This is a genomic window from Paenarthrobacter sp. PAE-2, assembly GCF_026013155.1.
Classification (GTDB): domain Bacteria; phylum Actinomycetota; class Actinomycetes; order Actinomycetales; family Micrococcaceae; genus Arthrobacter; species Arthrobacter ureafaciens.
Genome location: NZ_JAPDNV010000005.1, coordinates 20986 through 39214, shown reverse-complemented (window position 1 = coordinate 39214; position 18229 = coordinate 20986). Strand labels below are relative to the sequence as shown.

The following is an 18229-nucleotide window of genomic DNA, read 5'->3' as shown; positions in this document are numbered from 1 at the left end:
ACTGGCTGCGTGGAGTATGCAGAAGTTCCTGCCCCGGCGGCGTTGAGTCCTTTCGTGGAAGGCTTTTGGTTCCTGCGGGCCGAGCCCAAGGCCAGGTATGAGAAGATCCTGCCCGGCCCGTCGGCGCACCTGATCCTGAACTTGTCAGAGCCTTACCGGCTGATCAGGCCACGGGAAGCAACCGGTATGGATCGGGAGCCGGCGGAGGTGGCCGTCGGGTTTTACGCCGGCGTCCAGTCCAGTTACCTGATCAGCGAAAATCCGGAGCGCCTGCACAACGTGGGGGTGCGCCTGGCGCCCTTCGCCCTCGCAGCCTTCACATCTCAGCTGCCATCGGAGTTTCAGGGCAACGTGGTGGATGCGCAGTACGTCTTCCCGGGTTTCGCGGACCTTCGGAGCCAGTTGCTCGATGCGGAGCCGGAGCAGGCCTTCGATGCCTTGGAATCGTTCCTGCGGGGGCATTTGACCCCCGGATACCAGGCCGATCCCAGGACCATGGAAGCCGTGGAAACCCTTGCTGGGGAGGACGTGGAGATCGGAATTCTGGCCGGCCGGTTGGGCATCAGCTCCTCGACCCTGGAACGGATCATGATGAGGGATTGCGGTTTGCGGGCCAAGGTGTATTCCGATGTGTGCCGTTTCTTCAGGTTCGTCAACCAAGCCGCCCTCATGCCGGCGGGTTCGGCGCCCGGCCGTGAACTCTTGGGCCTGGCGGACTACTATGACCAGCCGCACCTGATCCGTGCGTTCCGACGGTTCAGCGGTTTTACGCCCACCGAATACCTGCGCGTGATCCAAATGCACGGTCCCGAATACGCCACGTTCGTGCCCGTGAAGGAACTTGCCTAGACGAACCGCAGTCCGGCCAACTCTCAACGGCAGCAGGTTGCGGGTTTTTTACAAGACCGCCCCACGTCCCGCCGCCTACCCTCTCCTCAGAGAACCACCAGGAAGGGAAAGCCGTGGAAATCCAAATCAATTGGCTCGCAGTGCTGTTGGCAGCGTTGGCCACGTTCGTCGTAGGCGGGCTGTGGTACTCCGTGCTCTTCGCCAAGCCCTGGCAAAAGGCAGCAGGCGTGAGTGACCAGCAGCTGAAGTCCGGAACGGCGAGGGTCTTTGCCGGGTCCTTCGTACTTGCCGCGATCATGGCCGTCTTCCTGGCCGCGTTCATCGGCCGTGGCGGCTTTGTTTTCGGCATCGTGGCCGGGCTGGCCGCAGGCATTGGCTGGGTGGCAACGGCTTTGGGCGTCAACTACTTGTTCGAACGCCGCAGCCCGGTGCTTTTCGCGATCAACGCCAGCTACAACGTGGTGACGTTCGCAGTGATGGGGGCCATCGTGGGAGCCCTGCAGGCCTGAGTTGTCTTCACTTGTGGGAGACCTACTTGAAGTGGGTCTCCACGTTTCCGCCGCCCGCGGCCTTGACGATCGCCTCGGCAACCTCCCGCAGCTTGACGTTCCGGTTGCTGGAGGCCCTCTTGATGAGCTCCACGGCTTCGGCCTGGGTGCACCGGTTCTGGGCGATGATGATGCCGGTGGCTACGTCGATGACGGTGCGTGAAGCCATGGCGGCGCGCAGGTTGGCCGCAGTCTGGCTGTGTTGGGCAATCATGACGGCCAGGCTCAGCCCCTTCGCAGCCTGCTGCACGTAGTCCGTGGCCCGCTGCACCGTTGCCTGGTCGAATCCGGCTGTACGTTCGGAGTAGAGGTTCATGCTGGCTTTGGCGCTGTCGTCCGGAAGCGGAATCGGCAGGGCAAGGATCGAGCGTATGCCTTGAGCCAAGGCCACCGCTTGGTAATCGGGCCACGTGTCGTCGGCTGCAAGGTCAGGGATGTGTACCTGGACCCCTTCTTTCGCTGACAGCAGGCACGGACCCTCGGCGAACTGGTACTGCAGCTCATCGAGCCGGAGGGCGCGCTCTCCGCTGCTGGCAACGGTCGCAGCCGAGCGGTGGCGAAGTAGGGTGACGCCGCAAAAAACCTCGGCGTCGGCGGTGCTGAACATGGCCGCGGAGTGGCGTGTGAGTTCGGTGAGGAACGCCTCGACGTCAGGATTATCCAGGAGCAGGTCTTGGATTTCGCCCGCCACCAGGTGGGGCGCGGCTTGTTGTTGGTCTTCCATTGGGACCTCCGAACCTTGGACAGAAGCTCTTCTTTGAGGGTAGCTCCGAAGTTCCACCGAAGCTAATAATAAGGATGCTTCTCTTTTTATGATAAGTATGCTTCTCTTTTTAAGAGTCTTGCAGCGGGCTCATCCCCCAATAAGCAGGTCTAAGGATTGAAGCCGATGCGGCAAGCTCGACCATTCCAAAACCCCTATCACGCGAATGCGCCGGAAAGCAGCCTCCGGCAAAGTTTTCAGGACGGCTTGGTCCTGGACCATTTGAACCTGGCGAAGTCCATTGCCGCCCGGTACTCAGCCCACACCCATGATCTGGACGACGTCCGTCAGGTCGCGTTCATGGGCCTCATCAAGGCCGCCCGTGGCTACGACGAGGCCAAGGGCGTCAGCTTCCCGGCCTACGCAGCCCCCACCATTGCCGGTGAGGTGAAGAGGTACCTGCGGGACCATTGCTGGGTGGTGCGTCCCCCGCGTCCTATCCAGGACATGCGCCGCCAGGTCCTCGCCAGGACAGAAGAAATGACCCAGGCCCTGCAACGCACGCCTTCCCCGGAAGAGGTCGCAGAGGACCTCAGCCTGGAGCCGTGCCAAGTACGTGAAGCCCTGATGGCGGGAACCAGCAAGCGCCCCGATTCCCTGGATGCTCCGGCCGTGGCCGGCGGCGACGGCCTCCAAGGGTCCCTCTCCAGTGCCGGCTGCCCCACGGACAAACTGGAAGACGTCCTCGCCCTGCGGAACGCCATCAGAACCCTCAGCCCCGAGGACCGCCATCTTCTGTACCGGCGCTACTACCGCGAGGAAACCCAGTCGACCATCGCCGAGGCACTCGGAATGTCGCAAATGCAGGTATCGCGTAAATTGTCCAAGATCCTGGTGTCGTTGCAGGCGCAGTTGTTCGAGGGCCAGGCCGAACTACGGGACGGCACGGCACTCTAGGTAACACTGCCCTCCAAGGAACACTGCTCTTTAGTCCGCCGGGGTACCAGAGAGCGCCCTGGGCCACGCCGGGGCCAACTCAGCAGCGGAGTCCGTCCACTGCATCCAGCACGTCGCGCACCGTGACTGCCAGGAGTGCGGGGTCAGGATCAGCGGCGAAGACGTCGCCGCGGCGGAGTTCGACGGCGGTGAGGACCACGTGCGGCCCGGGCGGCGGTCCCCATTCCTCAACGGGCGCGGGACCGAACAGGACAACTGACGGGCGTTCATAGGCGGATGCCAGGTGCGCGGCACCCGTGTCGGCGGAAACAACCAGCCGCGACTCGGCGATTGTCGCGGCGAACTCGGCGAGCCCTTGACGTCCGGCGAGCACACCGGCGTCGAGGTTTGCTCCTTGGCGCTTGGCCAAAGCGGCCGTCTCTTCGGCCCGTTCGCGCTCGGACGTGCCACCGGTGAAGACGACGTCGTGTCCCGCCTTGGTGAGTTCCACGGCCACTTCCGCGAACCGCTCCACCGGCCACAACCTGCTCCCGTACGCGGCTCCGACATGAATGACGGTTGCACCGGGGCGGGGGGAAGCCGCCCGGGGCTTGTTGAGCCGGTAATCCAGGGGATCGGCGTCGATGCCGTGCCACGTGAGCAGCCTGGTCCAGCGCTCGCGTTCGGGAAGTCCCGTGGTCCATTCGGGTCCGTCCATGCCGGGAGACCGGTGCGCCACTACCCGCTTGGCCTGCAGCTCCTCGATGCGCTGCCGGCTCTCGGCTCCGTTGCCATGGAGGTTCACGGCAACGTCCACCACGCCCGGGGCGATGGTCAGTGGATCGTCCAGCCCGGCGGTGGGCAGGTGGTCGATGCCACCTACGAGCTCCAGAGCCTCCGCCACCCACGTGGGTGCGGCGTAGAGGATGCGGTGTTCCGGAAACGCCCGGCGCAGGCCGCGCAAGGCAGGAACCGCAACCAGCAGGTCCCCCAGTTTCAGTGCACGCAGGGCGAGCAGTATGGGTTGTCCATCGGTTTCAACATTGTTCAAGGTGGCCTCCCGCTTAGGAGTCTAGCGGCAGGAAACTTCTCCTCGTCGCGCTGTTTAGGGCAAGGAGAACTGGGGAACTTTTGCCGGTATGGGAGGAACCGGAACGTTGAAGGCGGTCCTGTTTGACCGCGATGGAACGCTCGTCGTAGACGTGCCATATAACGGCGACCCGCGACTGGTGCGGCCCATGGAGAGTGCCCGTTCGGCAGTTGCGAGGGTGCGCGAGGCCGGACTGGCCACAGGTGTGGTCAGCAACCAGTCGGGTGTTGCCCGGGGGCTGATAACTCCGGCCCAGGTGGAAGCCGTGAACCAGCGCGTCGATGAGCTGCTGGGGCCGTTCGACGTGTGGGAATTCTGTCCTCACGGAACGGAGGATGGCTGTCCATGCCGCAAGCCCGCGCCGGGCCTCATCCACAGGGCCTGTGAGGCGTTAGGGGTGGAACCGTCGGAGGTGGCAGTAATAGGTGACATCGGGGCGGACCTTGGGGCCGCAAAGGCTGCTGGTGCCCGGGCTGTCCTGGTCCCCACTCCGGTGACCCGCGAGGAAGAGATCGTTGCAGCGGACCTGGTGGCGAACGATCTGTGGCATGCCGTGGAGTTGCTGCTGGCGCCGCCCGAAGATGCGGCTCTTTCCGCCGGGCCGGCAGCCCGGACCGACAGCAACCCGACCCAAGGTGCACCTGCATGAGCCGCGTCCTGGTAGCCCGCTTGGACAGCATGGGCGACGTCCTCGTTTCAGGGCCGGCAATACGTGCCGTGGCCAACGGCAGCAGGCCCGACGGCAGCCGGCCCAACGACGTCGTACTGCTGTGCGGTCCGGAGGGGACCGGTGCGGCGGAAATGCTTCCCGGCGTCACTGAAGTCCACACCTGGCAGTGTCCTTGGATCGTCAATCCGGCCCCGCCCGTTACCGAAGACTCCACCCGCGGCTTGGTGGACTTTGTCCGCAGTTCCCGGATTGAGGAAGCCGTGATCCTGACGTCCTTCCACCAATCCCCGCTGCCCTTGGCAATGCTGTTGCGCCTGGCCGGGGTAAAGAGGATTACAGGCGCCTCCACCGACTACGCGGGTTCGTTGCTGGATGTCCGGCTCAGGCCGGGCGAGGATTTCCCCGAGGACCAGCCGGAAGCAGTGCGTGCCCTTGGTATCGCCCATGCGGGGGGCTTTGTCCTTCCGCAGGGCGACGACGGCAAACTGCGCGTGAACACCGCTGCAGATGACGAATTCGCCACCAAGCTCGCTGACGAGGGCCCCTACATTGTGGTGCATCCAGGCGCCGCAGCCCCCGCCCGGGAATGGCCCGCACTGCACCACGCCGCCACCGTGGAGCTCCTGGAGGCCTATGGACACCGCGTCGTAGTGACCGGAGGGCCTTCCGAGGCTTCGCTCACCGCAACGGTTGCCGGTCCTTCCGCGCAGAACCTCGGCGGCAAGACCAACCTCCGTACGCTGGCAGCGGTTCTTGAGCGGGCCGCCGTCGTCATCACTGCCAATACGGGACCCGCGCACCTGGCCGCAGCCGTGGGCGTGCCGGTGGTTTGCCTGTTCGCCCCCGTGGTCCCTGCCATCCGTTGGGCACCGTACGGGGTGCCGCTGGAACTTCTGGGCGACCAGGAAGCGGCGTGCAAGAACACCCGTGCCCGGAACTGTCCCGTCCCCGGCCATCCCTGCCTGAGTTCCGTCACGCCCGAACAGGTCCTCGAAGCCGTAGAACGCCTGCTGGGTGGCGTGGCTTCACTGGTTACCCGACGAAAGGTGTGGAAACCATGAGAATTCTGGTGTGGCACGTCCACGGAGGATGGATGGAGGCATTCGTCCGCGGACGCCATGAATACCTGCTTCCGGTAGAACCCGATGGCGGTCCCTGGGGCTTGGGGCGCGGTGGCCGCAACTGGCCGGACAACGCCGTGGAAGTGGACCTGGCCACACTGGACCCGGACAGCGTGGACGCAGTAGTCCTGCAACGGCCGGAGGAGATCGCCGCAGTGGCCCGTTCCTTGGGACGGAAGCCCGGCGTGGATCTGCCTGCCGTCTACCTCGAGCACAATACGCCCAAGGGAGACGTGCCGTTCACTGTGCACCCGATGGCTGACCAGCGCACTATCCCCGTAGTGCACGTGACCCACTTCAACCAGCTCTTCTGGGACACCGGTTCGGCCGCCACGGTAGTGATCGAACACGGCATCCCGGATCCCGGCCGCCTCTATACCGGTGAGCGGGAAGAAATGGGCATCGTGGTCAACGAGCCGGTGCGGCGCGGGCGTGTCACCGGCACCGACCTCCTGCCGGGCTTCGCCGGAGTGGGTCCGCTGCGGGTCTTCGGGATGGGAACGGAGCATTTGCCTGGAGCGCTGAACCTGAAGGGGCTGGGTCTTGGCGAGGAACGGCTGAGGATTGCCGGGGACGTTCCGGCGTCGCAGCTCCACGCCGAGCTGGCCCGTTGCCGGCTCTACCTGCATCCGCTCCGTTGGACGTCACTGGGCCTTGCGCTGCTGGAAGCGATGCACCTGGGCATGCCCGTGCTGGCGCTCGGGACCACGGAAGCTTACCGCGCCGTTCCCCGCGGCGCAGGGCTCGTCTCTACCGACGTCGATGAACTCCAGAGATTCGCCCGCCGACTGCTCAATGACCCGGACGACGCTTACGCCATGGGCCTCCGGGCCCGCGAAGCTGCCTTGGAACGCTACGGGCTGGACGCATTCCTCCGGGCCTGGGATGAGCTCCTCGGGGACTTGAGAACACGGGGGAGCGCCGCACCAACAGCAACAGCGGCCGGTGAAGGGCCCCGATCGGCACCGCCAAGCCATGATGCAGAGAGGACACACCCATGAAGATCTCCATGGTTTCCGAACACGCCAGTCCGCTGGCGGCTTTGGGAGGAGTGGACGCCGGGGGACAGAACGTCCACGTCGCCGCACTTTCCTCAAGCTTGGCCAAGCGTGGCCACCAAGTCACTGTGTACACACGCCGTGACGATCCGGAGCTGCCTGCAAAGGTGCAGGTGGCACCGGGACTCACCGTGGTCCACGTGGACGCCGGTCCCGCCCGGCACATCCCCAAGGACGAACTCCTGCCGTTCATGGGTGCCTTGGCGGACGGTATCTGCGAGGACTGGGCCGGCGATCTTCCGGACGTCGTTCACGCGCACTTCTGGATGTCCGGCTTGGCCGCGATCCAGGCGTCCCGGCGGGCCGGCGCGGCCGATCCCGTCCCCGTGGTGCAGACCTTCCATGCCCTGGGCTCCGTCAAGCGGCGCCATCAGGGCAGCGCGGACACCAGCCCTGCCGCACGCGCCTGGCTGGAACCCTGGGTTGGCCGGACGGCCGACTGGGTCATCGCCACGTGCCCGGACGAGGTCTTTGAACTGAAGGCCCTCGGCATCAGCAAATCCAAGGTCTCAATCGCTCCTTGCGGCGTGGACCTCACACTCTTTGACGGCACGGCCCAACCCGAACCGAAGCCGCGCACCCACCGCATCCTCAGCGTCGGGCGGCTGGTTCCCCGGAAGGGAGTCGACCTCATCATCCAGGCCCTGCCGCATCTGGAACAGGCAGGCTTCGACGACGTCGAACTCCTGGTCGTTGGCGGTTCCGGCGATGCCCTGACCCTCGAGGAAGACCCCGAAGCCCAGAGGCTCCGCGCGCTCACCAAGGAACTGGGCGTAGAAGACAAGGTCACCATGCGCGGCCAGGTGCCGCGCGACGCAATGCCGGGCATCCTCCGCAGCGCTGACGCGGTCATCTGCACCCCTTGGTACGAGCCCTTCGGCATTGTGCCGCTGGAAGCGATGGCAAGTGGCGTGCCCGTGGTGGCCGCCGCCGTCGGGGGTTTGCGCGAAACAGTGGTTGACCACAAGACCGGCCTGCAGGTCCCGCCGCGGGACCCGGAGGCAATCGCCGACGCCGTCGGTCAGCTCCTGGGCGACCCCGCCCTGCGTGCCGACATGGGCAAGGCCGGCCTGCGCCGCGCCCGCTCGCGCTACTCGTGGGACCGCATTGCCGCTGACACCGAAAAGGCGTACCGATCCGTCCTCGCCGCCGGGCTTTCCCGCCAGGCCGGGGAAGCTCTTGAACCCCTGGAAGGAACGGCACTGTGACCATCAACAGCCACACCGCGAACACCACCGTCAAGAGTCCGGCGAAACTCAAGTCAGTCCCGGACACCATCCCCGCGGGGTGGACCGGCTCCAGCGCTACGGACACCGAGGTCACCAAGCATCTGGACAACGTTCTTCCTGCCCTCGAATCGCTGCGCTCGCAGGCAGGCCGGCTCTCCGAATGGGGTACCGAGCTTGCCAACCGCTTGCTGGCCGGCCAAAGGTTGCTTGCAGCCGGCAACGGCGGATCCGCCGCTGAAGCCCAGCACCTGACCGCCGAACTCGTGGGGCGCTTCGACTCGGAGCGGGCTCCGTTCTCAGCCATCTCCCTGCATGCAGAATCCTCGGCAGTCACGGCGCTGGCCAACGATTACGGGTACGACGAAGTCTTCGCCAGGCAGGTCAGGGCGCACGGCCGCGCCGGCGACGTCCTGGTCCTCCTGTCCACCAGCGGACGCAGCCCCAACCTCCTCAAGGCGGTCCGGGCAGCCAATGAACGCGGGATTGCAACGTGGGCCCTCACGGGACCGGGCCCCAACCCGTTGTCCACGGCGTGCGACGAGGCCGTCACGGTGGAAGCCATTGCGGCCAACGCGCAGGAGGGCCATTTGATCGCCGTCCACGCGGTCTGCAGGGCCTTCGACGCGGAGGTTGCCCGGCGGACTGGAACCTCGGGCAGGGGAGTCCAGCCATGAAAGTGACCGTGGTGGGCGATCTCCTCCTGGACGTCGACATCAACGGAACCGCCACCCGGCTGAGCCCGGACGCGCCGGTTCCCGTGGTTGACGTGGGAGGCGTCCGGCGTCGGGCAGGCGGTGCCGGGCTGGTAGCTACCCTCCTCATGCGCGACGGCCATGACGTCACTTTGGTCACCGCAGTGTCCGACGACGACGGCGCCGCCCACCTCAGGCGCGCACTGTCCGGCGTGGAGCTGCTCACCGGAGCCCCGCTTGCCCCTACCCCCACCAAGACGCGGGTCCGGATCGGTTCGCATCCCGTAGTCCGGTTCGACGAAGGCTGTGCCCCTGCGCCAACCCCGGACTGTACCGGGGAAATGCGGGCGGCCATCGACTCAGCAGAGGCGATCGTAGTGGCTGACTATGGCAGGGGGATCACCCTCAACGAGGACATCCGCGACGCCCTCACCACGGCAGCGCACCGGATTCCCGTGGTGTGGGATCCGCATCCTTCCGGTTCGCAGCCCGTTTCCGGGGTGTCGGTGGTGACCCCCAACCTTGCCGAAGCGAAAGCCCTCGCGAAAGCGGCCGGGGTGGAACCGGGGGTGGACCCCGGCGCCGGAACCGCCCAAGCCGGGACACGACTGCTGGAACACTGGAACAGCCGCGCCGTCCTGGTGACCAAGGGCGAAGCAGGGGCGGTCCTGGTCGAAGCAACGGGACCCGCTACCGACATTCCCGCGCCCAGGACCAGCGTTGCTGATCCCTGTGGCGCCGGAGACCGACTGGCAGGGAGCCTGGCTGCCTACCTCGGCCTTGGCGTCGCATTGCCCGAAGCGGCCAGCCGGGCCGTCGCCGACGCATCAGCGTTCCTCGCCGAGGGTGGGGCCGCGTCGCTCGCGGTGGACGCCGGTGCGGTTGAACCCGGCCCCGCGGCGGCTGGACCGCGCGCAGGCGCCGGAGCCGTCGTCGAACTTTTCGGCAACCAGCCAAGCCGTCCCGACGGCGTCCAACTCGCCGCAGAAGTGCGGGCGCAGGGCGGCACCGTCGTCGCAACGGGAGGCTGCTTCGATCTTCTCCACGCGGGGCACGCGCGGACGCTCGCCGCTGCCCGCGCCATGGGGGATTGCCTGATCGTGTGCCTCAATTCGGACCAGTCCGTCCGCCGCCTCAAGGGCCCGCACCGGCCGATCGTCAGCATGGAAGACCGGGCAGAGCTGCTGCTCGCGCTCTCATGCGTGGACGCCGTGGTGGTCTTCGACGAGGACACGCCGGAGGACTGCCTCGAGTTCATCCGGCCCGATATCTGGGTCAAGGGCGGCGACTACCAACCCGATGAACTGCCGGAAGCCCGGCTGCTGGCCACGTGGGGAGGGCAATGCGTCACCGTGCCTTTCCACCCGGCCAGATCGACCAGCGGCCTGGCGGAAGCGCTCGCCAAGGTCGGCTGAACCTGTACAGAACCGCCTAACGAAAGGAACCGCATGAACACGCAAACACCTGGCCGCGTCATCGTTACTGGAGGCGGCTCCGGCCTGGGGGCCGCGATCGTGGAAGCGATCAGCAACGCCGGCGGCACGCCGGTCGTCTTCGACCGGGACGTCAGCAACGTCTCCGGCGTGAAGGCCCTGGAAGTGGACGTCTCCAACCGGGAAGCCGTGGAAGCCGCGGTGAAGGAAACCGCGGAAAGCCTCGGCGGCCTGGACGGCGTCGTAACCGCTGCCGGCATTGACCGCTGCGGAAAGCTGGGCGACGTAGCTGCCGAAGAATGGGAAAAGGTCATCGGGGTGAACCTCCTGGGCACCGTTTCCACCGTCCGGGCCGCTCTGCCGTACCTGAAGGAATCCAAGGGCCGGGCCATCACCATCGCCTCCACCCTGGGCCTGCGTGCCCTCCCGGACGCGACCGCCTATTGCGCCTCCAAGTTCGGCGTGATCGGCTTCAGCCGCGCGCTCGCCGCCGAAACCGGCGGGGTTATCGGCGTCACCACCATCATTCCGGGTGGCATGAAGACCCACTTCTTCGACGACCGCGACGAGCAGTACAAGCCGCAGGACGACTCAAAGCTCAACGATCCCGCGAATGTGGCACAGGCTGTGGTGTTCGCGCTCTCGCAACCGTTCGGCTGCGAGGTCCGCGAACTCCTCATTACCCCCGCAGAAGAAGGCTCGTGGCCGTAAGGTCCCGCACGTCCTGAACAACGTCGGCCACGGCGATGCCTTCAATGAGGGTGTCGTCGTGGCCGCAGTGCGGAGCGGTCCAACCAACCTGGGTGACGTCCGCGCCGCAGCGGGGGCACGTGGTCACCCACGACATGTGGATCCGATGCATGCTCCGGCCCCGCGCCCCCGCATTGAAGGCGTTGCCCACCCAGAAAATGCCCACGGTCGGAGTTCCCAAGGCCTGGGCAAGATGCCGCGGCCCGCTGTCGCTCGCGAGCATCACCGTGGCCTCGTCCAACAGGGCTGCCAACTGCCCGAGGTCCAGTTCGCCGGCCACCGAACGCACCGCCTCACGGTCCCGTTCCGGAATCTTTGACTGCGCGAGTCCGACTACTTCCTGGGCCAGTGCCTTCTCCGATGCGTCGCCCACAACCAGTACCTGCGCACCTTCTGCTGCGAGGCTCGCGGCCGCGTCAGCAAAGCACGACGTCGGCCAGCGCCTTCGGGGATCGGTGGCACCGGGGTGGATGATCACCAGGGAGGAACGGGCCTGGTCCTTCAACCCTGCTACGTCCTGCCGGTACTCCGGTTTTGGCCGCAGCAGGGGCGCAATGATGGTGGGCGCGCCCGCAAGTCCTACCGTCTCAAGCCAGCGGTCAGGCTCGTTCTGGTAGTAGATGTAGTCCAGGTTCCGCTCCAGCCGTTCGGCATCCGGAGTCCGCGTCCCCACGGTGTGCCTCGCCCCCAGCTTCAGCAGGAACGGGTTGGAGAAGCGGCCCCCGCCGTGCATCTGGAGAGCCAGATCGAACTTCCGGTTTTGCATGTCTTGGAGGAACTGTTCAAGCGCTTCCGGATCTTCGTCGCCGTCGCGGACGCCCTTTGCGGACGGAAGGACCTCGACGTCGTCCACGGGGCCTTCCGTTGCGGCCACCAACGCCGCATGGATGGGTGTTCCCAGCAGGGTCACGCGGGCTTCCGGGTAGGCGCGCCTAAGGGCAAACAATGCCGGGTAGGTATAGATGAGGTCGCCCAGCCCGCCGCCGCGCAATACTGCGATCCGCTGCACATCCTGGAACTTCGCCAGTACGGGGCCAACACCTGATTCGAGCGAGATGGCAGAAGCCGGAGAAGTGTCCATGTGGTACATCCCTTCGGGAGGAAATCGGGGGTCCCGCAGCGCTTGCCGGCTCTTGCGGCACCGGCCGCGGACCCGGTGCGGAAAACTGCTGTGCAGGTGTGTGAAGGGCGGGCCGTTGGGTACCTGAGGGAGAGCAGGAACTTGCCGCCTCAACCGGAAGGTACCCCATGGCACGCCTCTCCAATCAAGAAGGTCTGGCCGAATGGTTGCCAGGCCGCCTGGCCGAAGAAGAACCCGTTATCACCGTCATCGGCGACGCCATCCTGGATGGCTGGTGGGACGGGCTGATTGAGCGTTTTTGCCGGGAAGCGCCCGCTCCCGTGGTGCAGGTAAAGCGCCGTGACTACGCTCCAGGCGGCGCAGCGAACACGGCCATGAACCTGGCTGCCTTGGGTGCCCGTGTTCGATTTGTTTCCATGGTCGGCGAGGACACAGCCGGCCGGCAGCTCCGGCAACGGCTCGCAGCCGCCGGGATCGATGTGGACGGCGTCCTGTCGCACCCGGGCATGACCACCACCACCAAGAACCGCGTCAGCAGCGGCGGCCAGGTCATGCTTCGGCTGGACGATGAATCGGCGTCAGTGCCTGAGGACGGATTGCTGGAGCTGGCGGCCCTCATCCCAGGAGCATTGGCGGGTTCGGACGCGGTGATCCTCTGCGACTACGGCGCAGGCGCACTGGTTGGTCCGGTCCGCGAAGCGCTGCAGCGGGAACTGGATCCCGGATCACCGGGAAGGCAGAAACCCGCAGGGAGCGGCAGTCCTTTGGTGGTGGTGGATGCCCACCACCCCGAACAGTGGGCGGAGCTGGCACCGGACCTGGCCACCCCGAACGCCCAGGAAGCTGCCCTGCTGCTCGGCGTTGAGCTGCCCGGTGGTGCTGCGCGGTGCCCCTTCGTGGAGGGCCACGCTGCCCAGCTCATGGCCGCCTCCGGTGCGGCCGCCGTCGTCGTAACCCTGGACCGGGACGGCACGCTGACCGTGCGCCACGACAGCAACGGAGAGGTGGCAATCCACCGCACGTGGGCGCGGCCGGAAGCGGAGAAGCAGGCCTCCGGCGCCGGGGACACCTTTGTTGCCGCGCTGAGCCTGGCGCGGGCAGCCGGGCTGCCCCTGACCACCAGCGTTGACCTTGCCCAAGCAGCCGCCGACGTTGTGGTCCACCGGCCCGGCACATCCGTGTGCAGCACCGAAGAACTGGCCCACCATCTCCGGGAGTTCGCGGACACCGCGCTGACTGCAACCGAGTTGGCCAAGCAGGTGGAGGCGCACCGGCAGGAAGGGCGGCGGATCGTCCTCACCAATGGTTGCTTCGATGTCCTGCACCGTGGCCATACCCGCTACCTCAACCAAGCCAAGCAACTCGGTGACGTGCTGGTGGTGGCCCTCAACAGCGACTCCTCGGTCCGGCAATTGAAAGGACCGGACCGTCCCGTCAACCACGAGGCCGACCGTGCCGCCGTCATCGCTGCGCTGAGCTGCGTGGACCACGTCACCGTGTTCGACACCCCCACGCCCATCCCGCTGATCGAACTCCTGAAACCGGACGTCTACGCCAAAGGCGGCGACTACACGCCGGAAATGCTCGCCGAAACAGCTGCTGTGGAAAGCTACGGAGGAACGGTGACTATTCTGGATTACGTGCCGGAACACTCCACAACGGCCGTCCTGCAACGCATCCGCTCCACAGGCGAAACCACCAGCTGACGGAAAGAGGGTCCATGCGAATCGTCATCACCGGAGCTACGGGAAACGCGGGCACCGCCCTGCTGAAGCGGCTCCAGAAGGCCCGGTCCCAGGAGGGTGCCGACCTCCAGCTGGTAGGCATTGCCCGGCGGCAACCCGATCTGGAAGCCGCGCCCTTTAAGGGAGTCGAGTGGCACAGTTTGGACATCGGACACCACCGCGACCGTGAGGCATTGGACAAGGTCATGGCCGGGGCGGACGCCGTGGTGCACCTGGCTTGGGCGATCCAGCCAAACCATAACCGCAAGCTTCTGCGACGCACCAACGTGGCGGGTACTGCCCACGTCCTGGGTGCTGCCCGCAAGGCAGGGGTGGGGCACGTCGTGTGCGCCTCCTCCGTGGGGGCCTACTCACCGGCGCCGAAGGACCAGAGAACCAAAGAAGGCTGGCCTGCCGGGGGAATCAAGGGCTCCCACTACAGTGTGGACAAAGCCGCGCAGGAGAGGCTCCTGAACAACTTCGCCAAGGCAAACCCGGATGTGGTGGTTGCTCGGCTGCGGCCGGGGTTGATCTTCACCTCGGAAGCCGGCAGCGAAATAGGACGCTATTTCCTGGGCAGGGTCCTCCCGCGGCTGATTCCCCGCCGGCCCTGGCTCCCCGTCCTTCCCGTCCCCAAGGACCTGATCTTCCAGGCCGTGCACGCAGATGATGTGGCCGACGCTTATTGGCGGGTCCTCAGGGAACGTGCCGAAGGGGCCTTCAACATCGCAGCCGAACCCGTGCTGGATCCCAATGCGCTCGCATGGATCCTCCATGCCCGGCGCCACCTGCCCATCCCGGTGTCGTTGCTGCGCGCCATCGTCAGCGCTACATGGCGGCTGCGGATGCAGGTGACCGACCCCGGGTGGGTGGACATGGCGGCGGGCGCGCCGATCATGGACACAAGCCGTGCGCGGACCCTTTTGGGGTGGATGCCCCACAAATCGTCGTTGGAGGCATTGACCGAGATCGTCGACGGACTGGGCGCGGGGAAAGGCCGGAAAGCTTCTCCGCCGTTGACGCCCCGTTAACCCGTATTGCTGCCGGTGGCGTTCGGGAGCGACTTGTTCGGGCGCTACCTGGATGACAGCACGGTGATCATGCGCCGGAGGCTCATGGCCACCGATGCTGCCGCGTTCACGGATGCCTGACCCGCTGCTGCCTCGTTGATGGCATCGCCCAGCGCGGCCACGCAGTCCCGCGCTTCGGCCAAAGCGGGTTCGAGTTCGAGCTCTTCGTCACTGCGCCACCGGTCGATCACGTCAGCTACTGATTCGAGCGCTTCGGAGAGGTTGCTGAGTACGCTGTCCGGGATGACGGTCCCGGCGCCTTCTTCCCAGATCACGCTTTGCAGCACGTCGGTGATGTCCTGTACGTGGAAGGTCAGCCTCTCCACGGTCCGCAAGCCGGCAAGGTCCTGGGGGAGGCGGGTGGCACGACGGCGGGACCTGGGATTCGCTTTCGCGCTCAGTTCCGCTTGGTACACCGCAGTCCGCACTCCCGCTGCAGTTGTGTCCAGCAGGTCGCTGCGGCTGGCCCAGGCCTCATGGTTAGGCGGCCACGATTCCTGCATCGCCTGTGCCATGTCCCTCAGCTGGCGGGACAGTGCGTTCCGGTGCCCTTCCAAGGCAGGGTCTACCTGTTCCAGGTGCAACGGGGGGATGATCAGCCAGTTCACTGTCAATCCGACCGCTACGCCCAGGGCCATCTGGAGGACGTATCCGAAGGAGAAACTCTCCGCGTTGGAATCACCCAGTAACAGCACAAAGAGCGCGGCCATGGGAATCCACTCGGAAGCCGTGCCCAGCCGGGGGAGGCCGCCAATGAGCACGCCGAGGCCGATCACCAGTGCCACGGAGAAACTGGAGGGGTCGGCGAAGGTGGTCACCGCAAACGCCATGCCGATGCCCAGGGACAGTCCCAGCAAACTCTGGAACCCGTGCTTGGCGGAGTCGGCCACCGTCGGGTGCATGCTCACCAAGGCACCCAGCGGTGCGTAGTAAGGGTAGGCGGCAGCCGGTCCGGGCATGAAGGGGGCCAGGTACCACGCCAGTCCTGCAGCGAGGGCGGTTTTGGCGGCAAACAGCAATCTGTGGCGGGTAAAAGTCCTTCGGAGCGCGGAGATCAGCCGTCGCCTGTTGGGGATAAGGCGCATCTTCCCAAGATTCGCAGGTCTTGCATGGTGTGTCGAACCGGCGCTAAAGGAGAGCAAATGTTTTTTGATTGGTGCGATTGAATCCCCGGACAGCGGGTACACACCCCATTGATAGTAACGATACTTACTATCCCGGCTGCTGTCCGCAGCCTGCCAACTGTGGAAAGAGAGCGACAATGACTGAGAGCCAATCGCCGCAGGACGGAAGCTTCGCGGCGCCTCGAAACGGGGTCCCCGCCGGGACCGAACCTTACTCCGGAAGCTACCTGGACTCGCCAGTTGAAACCGAGGCCGACACCGCCACCACCAGGACGGCCGGATACCAGGGCGGCGCGTCGGGATCCGGCACTGTTGATAACTCGGGGTCCGGCACTGTTGATGCCGCCAAGCAGGAAGCTGCAGGTGTGGCCAGTACAGCCAAGGACGCCGCCGGTGGCGTGGTTGATACCGCCAAGGGCGAGGCCGCGAACGTGGCCCAGGAAGTCAAACTCAACGCCCGCCAACTGCTGACGCAGACCAAGGGCGAGTTGACCGACCAAGCCGCTACGCAGCAGCAGCGCGTCGCCGAAGGGCTGCGGTCCATCTCCGATGAACTGTCCACCATGGCAGGTGCGTCGAACAACGGCGGTGTGGCCGCGGACCTCGTCCAGCAAGCCGCCGACCGTTCATCATCGGTTGCCCAGTGGCTGGAGAACCGCGATCCCGGATCCTTGCTGAACGAAGTCAAGAGCTTCGCCCGCCGCCGGCCGGGTGCCTTCCTCCTGCTCGCAGCCGGAGCCGGTGTCCTTGCCGGCCGTCTGGGACGGGGCATGGCAGACAACGCCTCCGCTGAAAGCACCGGGGCCACTGCCACTTCCGCACCCAGGGCCGAGTACTACCCGAGCTCCGGCGGCGCAGTGCCGCCACCCGCCGTCGACCTCCCGGGTCCGGATGCCACCACGGCAAGCTACGGCACCACGCCCACCACGGGCTACGGCACCACCGCCGGAGTTACGGCTGCCGGCGGAGCTGCAGGAGCAGCCGGCTACGGAGCCGGTGGTTACGACGCCGGAACTACCGGTGGGCTGGAGGGCTCCACGGCCGCCTACCCGGAAACCGATGGTGGAACCAAGGCGCAGGGTGACCCGCTGGCCGGACCGCTGGATCCCGATGACCCCTCCTATGGAGGTTCCCGATGACCAGTCCCGCTGACCTGCCTCCCACGGAAGCCCACCTCAAAGCGGAAACCGTACCCCTCGGGGAATTGCTGGGCGACCTGACGCGCGACGTCTCCACGTTGATGCGCCAGGAAGTCGAACTCGCCAAGGCCGAGCTCAAAGAGTCGGCCACCAAGGCAGGGAAGGGCGCCGGCATGCTGGCCGGAGCCGCATGGGCCGGGCACCTCGCCGTCGTGTTCCTTTCCCTCGCCTTGTGGTGGGCCCTGGGCCAGCTTGTTGGCCTGGGATGGTCGGCCGTGATCGTTGCCGTTATTTGGGGCATCGTCGCGGCAGTGCTGGCCAGCATCGGCCGGAAGGAACTGAAGACCATCAACGGCATGCCGCGTACCGCTGAGACAGTCAAGGAAATACCTCCAACCTTCAAACCGAACACTGAGGAGACACGATGACGCAGAATCCCGACGCCCTGCGCGCCGACATCGAACAAACCCGCAGGCGGCTCAGCACCAACGTTGACGCCGTGGCGGATAAGGTCACTCCCTCGCACATCGTCAACCGGCGTGTTGACCGGATCAAGACGGCCGTGTTCGGCGCCCGCGACGATGTCCAGGATGCTGCGGGCAATGCCGCGCACCAGGCTCACGACGCCGTTTCCGGTGTGGTTTCCGATATCGGTGACGCGCCGCAGGCCATCACGCGGAAAGCCCAGGGCAGCCCTGTGGCAGCCGGCTTGATCGCCTTCGGTGCGGGTCTCCTCGTTTCGGCTCTGTTCCCGCCGTCGGAGAAGGAGAAGGAAGCCGCCCAGGCTGTGAAGGAAGCCGCGCAGCCCTTGACCGACGAGCTGAGCCACGCCGCCCAGGAAGTCGCCGAACACCTCAAGGAACCGGCTACCGAGGCTGTGCAGAACGTCAAGGAAACCGCCGCCGAGGCTGCCGGTCACGTCAGGGACGAAGGCCAGGCTGCGGCCGCCGATGTCCAGGACCGTGCCACTACCGCGAAGGACAACCTGGGCAACCAGTAACTGCCCGCCTCA

General features: G+C 66.0%; 19 protein-coding genes. 15 read left to right on the top strand and 4 right to left on the bottom strand.

The features are described from left to right. Nucleotides 1-9 precede the first annotated feature (9 nt). Together OCL88_RS04225 and OCL88_RS04220 are read left to right on the top strand one after the other, a co-directional pair. The gene (locus OCL88_RS04225; protein ID WP_264961733.1) at nucleotides 10-849 is read left to right on the top strand and encodes a helix-turn-helix domain-containing protein; all 840 of its coding nucleotides are present in this window, start codon (nucleotides 10-12) and stop codon (nucleotides 847-849) included. A gap of 113 nt (nucleotides 850-962) precedes the next feature. Further along, nucleotides 963-1358, top strand: coding sequence for a DUF1761 domain-containing protein (locus OCL88_RS04220; RefSeq protein WP_021474207.1), 396 nt, complete (start codon nucleotides 963-965; stop codon nucleotides 1356-1358). 22 nt (nucleotides 1359-1380) lie between these two features. On the opposite strand, the gene OCL88_RS04215 is transcribed toward OCL88_RS04220, so the two are convergent. After that, complete coding sequence (locus tag OCL88_RS04215) at nucleotides 1381-2121, bottom strand: GAF and ANTAR domain-containing protein (protein WP_021474208.1); 741 nt, start codon at nucleotides 2119-2121, stop codon at nucleotides 1381-1383. Nucleotides 2122-2286: 165 nt separating this feature from the next. Between OCL88_RS04215 and OCL88_RS04210 the strand changes: the two genes are divergently transcribed. Further along, the gene (locus OCL88_RS04210; protein WP_264961732.1) at nucleotides 2287-3057 is read left to right on the top strand and encodes a sigma-70 family RNA polymerase sigma factor; all 771 of its coding nucleotides are present in this window, start codon (nucleotides 2287-2289) and stop codon (nucleotides 3055-3057) included. A 79-nt stretch (nucleotides 3058-3136) separates the two neighbouring features. Here the strand turns inward: OCL88_RS04210 and OCL88_RS04205 are convergent, their stop codons facing one another. Beyond that, a complete protein-coding gene (locus OCL88_RS04205; RefSeq protein ID WP_021474210.1) occupies nucleotides 3137-4087 on the bottom strand; it encodes a glycosyltransferase family 9 protein in 951 nt (316 codons plus the stop codon). An 88-nt stretch (nucleotides 4088-4175) separates the two neighbouring features. Here OCL88_RS04205 and OCL88_RS04200 point away from each other — a divergent pair, with 88 nt between their 5' ends. The 7 genes from OCL88_RS04200 to OCL88_RS04170 all read left to right on the top strand — a co-directional run bounded on the left by OCL88_RS04200 (nucleotide 4176) and on the right by OCL88_RS04170 (nucleotide 11040). Continuing rightward, nucleotides 4176-4775 carry a D-glycero-alpha-D-manno-heptose-1,7-bisphosphate 7-phosphatase gene (locus tag OCL88_RS04200; RefSeq protein ID WP_264961731.1) on the top strand — a complete coding sequence of 200 codons (600 nt, stop codon included), beginning with the start codon at nucleotides 4176-4178 and terminating at the stop codon, nucleotides 4773-4775. Then, nucleotides 4772-5857: a glycosyltransferase family 9 protein gene (locus tag OCL88_RS04195; protein WP_021474212.1), complete on the top strand. Its 1086-nt coding sequence runs from the start codon at nucleotides 4772-4774 to the stop codon at nucleotides 5855-5857. The genes OCL88_RS04200 and OCL88_RS04195 overlap by 4 nt, the downstream gene beginning before the upstream one ends. Then, complete coding sequence (locus tag OCL88_RS04190; RefSeq protein ID WP_021474213.1) at nucleotides 5854-6918, top strand: glycosyltransferase; 1065 nt, start codon at nucleotides 5854-5856, stop codon at nucleotides 6916-6918. The genes OCL88_RS04195 and OCL88_RS04190 overlap by 4 nt, the downstream gene beginning before the upstream one ends. Further along, a complete protein-coding gene (locus OCL88_RS04185; protein ID WP_021474214.1) occupies nucleotides 6915-8183 on the top strand; it encodes a glycosyltransferase in 1269 nt (422 codons plus the stop codon). The genes OCL88_RS04190 and OCL88_RS04185 overlap by 4 nt, the downstream gene beginning before the upstream one ends. A 68-nt stretch (nucleotides 8184-8251) precedes the next feature. Then, nucleotides 8252-8878, top strand: coding sequence for an SIS domain-containing protein (locus OCL88_RS04180; RefSeq protein WP_043427495.1), 627 nt, complete (start codon nucleotides 8252-8254; stop codon nucleotides 8876-8878). After that, nucleotides 8875-10311: a D-glycero-beta-D-manno-heptose 1-phosphate adenylyltransferase gene (gene rfaE2, locus OCL88_RS04175; protein WP_021474216.1), complete on the top strand. Its 1437-nt coding sequence runs from the start codon at nucleotides 8875-8877 to the stop codon at nucleotides 10309-10311. The genes OCL88_RS04180 and rfaE2 (OCL88_RS04175) overlap by 4 nt, the downstream gene beginning before the upstream one ends. A 33-nt stretch (nucleotides 10312-10344) precedes the next feature. Next, nucleotides 10345-11040 carry an SDR family oxidoreductase gene (locus OCL88_RS04170; RefSeq protein ID WP_166184706.1) on the top strand — a complete coding sequence of 232 codons (696 nt, stop codon included), beginning with the start codon at nucleotides 10345-10347 and terminating at the stop codon, nucleotides 11038-11040. Here the strand turns inward: OCL88_RS04170 and OCL88_RS04165 are convergent. Beyond that, nucleotides 11009-12160, bottom strand: a complete 1152-nt coding sequence (locus tag OCL88_RS04165) for a glycosyltransferase family 9 protein (RefSeq protein WP_264961730.1) — start codon at nucleotides 12158-12160, stop codon at nucleotides 11009-11011. The genes OCL88_RS04170 and OCL88_RS04165 overlap by 32 nt on opposite strands. 167 nt (nucleotides 12161-12327) lie before the next feature. Between OCL88_RS04165 and rfaE2 (OCL88_RS04160) the strand changes: the two genes are divergently transcribed. Together rfaE2 (OCL88_RS04160) and OCL88_RS04155 are read left to right on the top strand one after the other, a co-directional pair. Then, a complete protein-coding gene (gene rfaE2 / locus OCL88_RS04160; RefSeq protein ID WP_264961729.1) occupies nucleotides 12328-13866 on the top strand; it encodes a D-glycero-beta-D-manno-heptose 1-phosphate adenylyltransferase in 1539 nt (512 codons plus the stop codon). A gap of 14 nt (nucleotides 13867-13880) precedes the next feature. After that, entirely contained in the window at nucleotides 13881-14915 is a 1035-nt protein-coding gene (locus OCL88_RS04155) for an NAD-dependent epimerase/dehydratase family protein (RefSeq protein WP_264961728.1), read from the top strand. A gap of 44 nt (nucleotides 14916-14959) precedes the next feature. Here the strand turns inward: OCL88_RS04155 and OCL88_RS04150 are convergent, their stop codons facing one another. Continuing rightward, the gene (locus OCL88_RS04150) at nucleotides 14960-16039 is read right to left on the bottom strand and encodes an FUSC family protein (RefSeq protein ID WP_264961727.1); all 1080 of its coding nucleotides are present in this window, start codon (nucleotides 16037-16039) and stop codon (nucleotides 14960-14962) included. Between the two features lie 176 nt (nucleotides 16040-16215). On the opposite strand from OCL88_RS04150, the gene OCL88_RS04145 reads away from it, so the two are divergent. From OCL88_RS04145 to OCL88_RS04135, 3 genes are read left to right on the top strand one after another with little or no spacing between them, the layout of a single operon-like run. Continuing rightward, complete coding sequence (locus OCL88_RS04145) at nucleotides 16216-17217, top strand: hypothetical protein (protein ID WP_264961726.1); 1002 nt, start codon at nucleotides 16216-16218, stop codon at nucleotides 17215-17217. After that, nucleotides 17214-17645, top strand: a complete 432-nt coding sequence (locus OCL88_RS04140; RefSeq protein ID WP_021474223.1) for a phage holin family protein — start codon at nucleotides 17214-17216, stop codon at nucleotides 17643-17645. Before OCL88_RS04145 ends, OCL88_RS04140 begins: the two co-directional genes overlap by 4 nt. Next, nucleotides 17642-18217 carry a DUF3618 domain-containing protein gene (locus OCL88_RS04135; protein ID WP_062094523.1) on the top strand — a complete coding sequence of 192 codons (576 nt, stop codon included), beginning with the start codon at nucleotides 17642-17644 and terminating at the stop codon, nucleotides 18215-18217. The genes OCL88_RS04140 and OCL88_RS04135 overlap by 4 nt, the downstream gene beginning before the upstream one ends. Nucleotides 18218-18229: the final 12 nt, after the last annotated feature.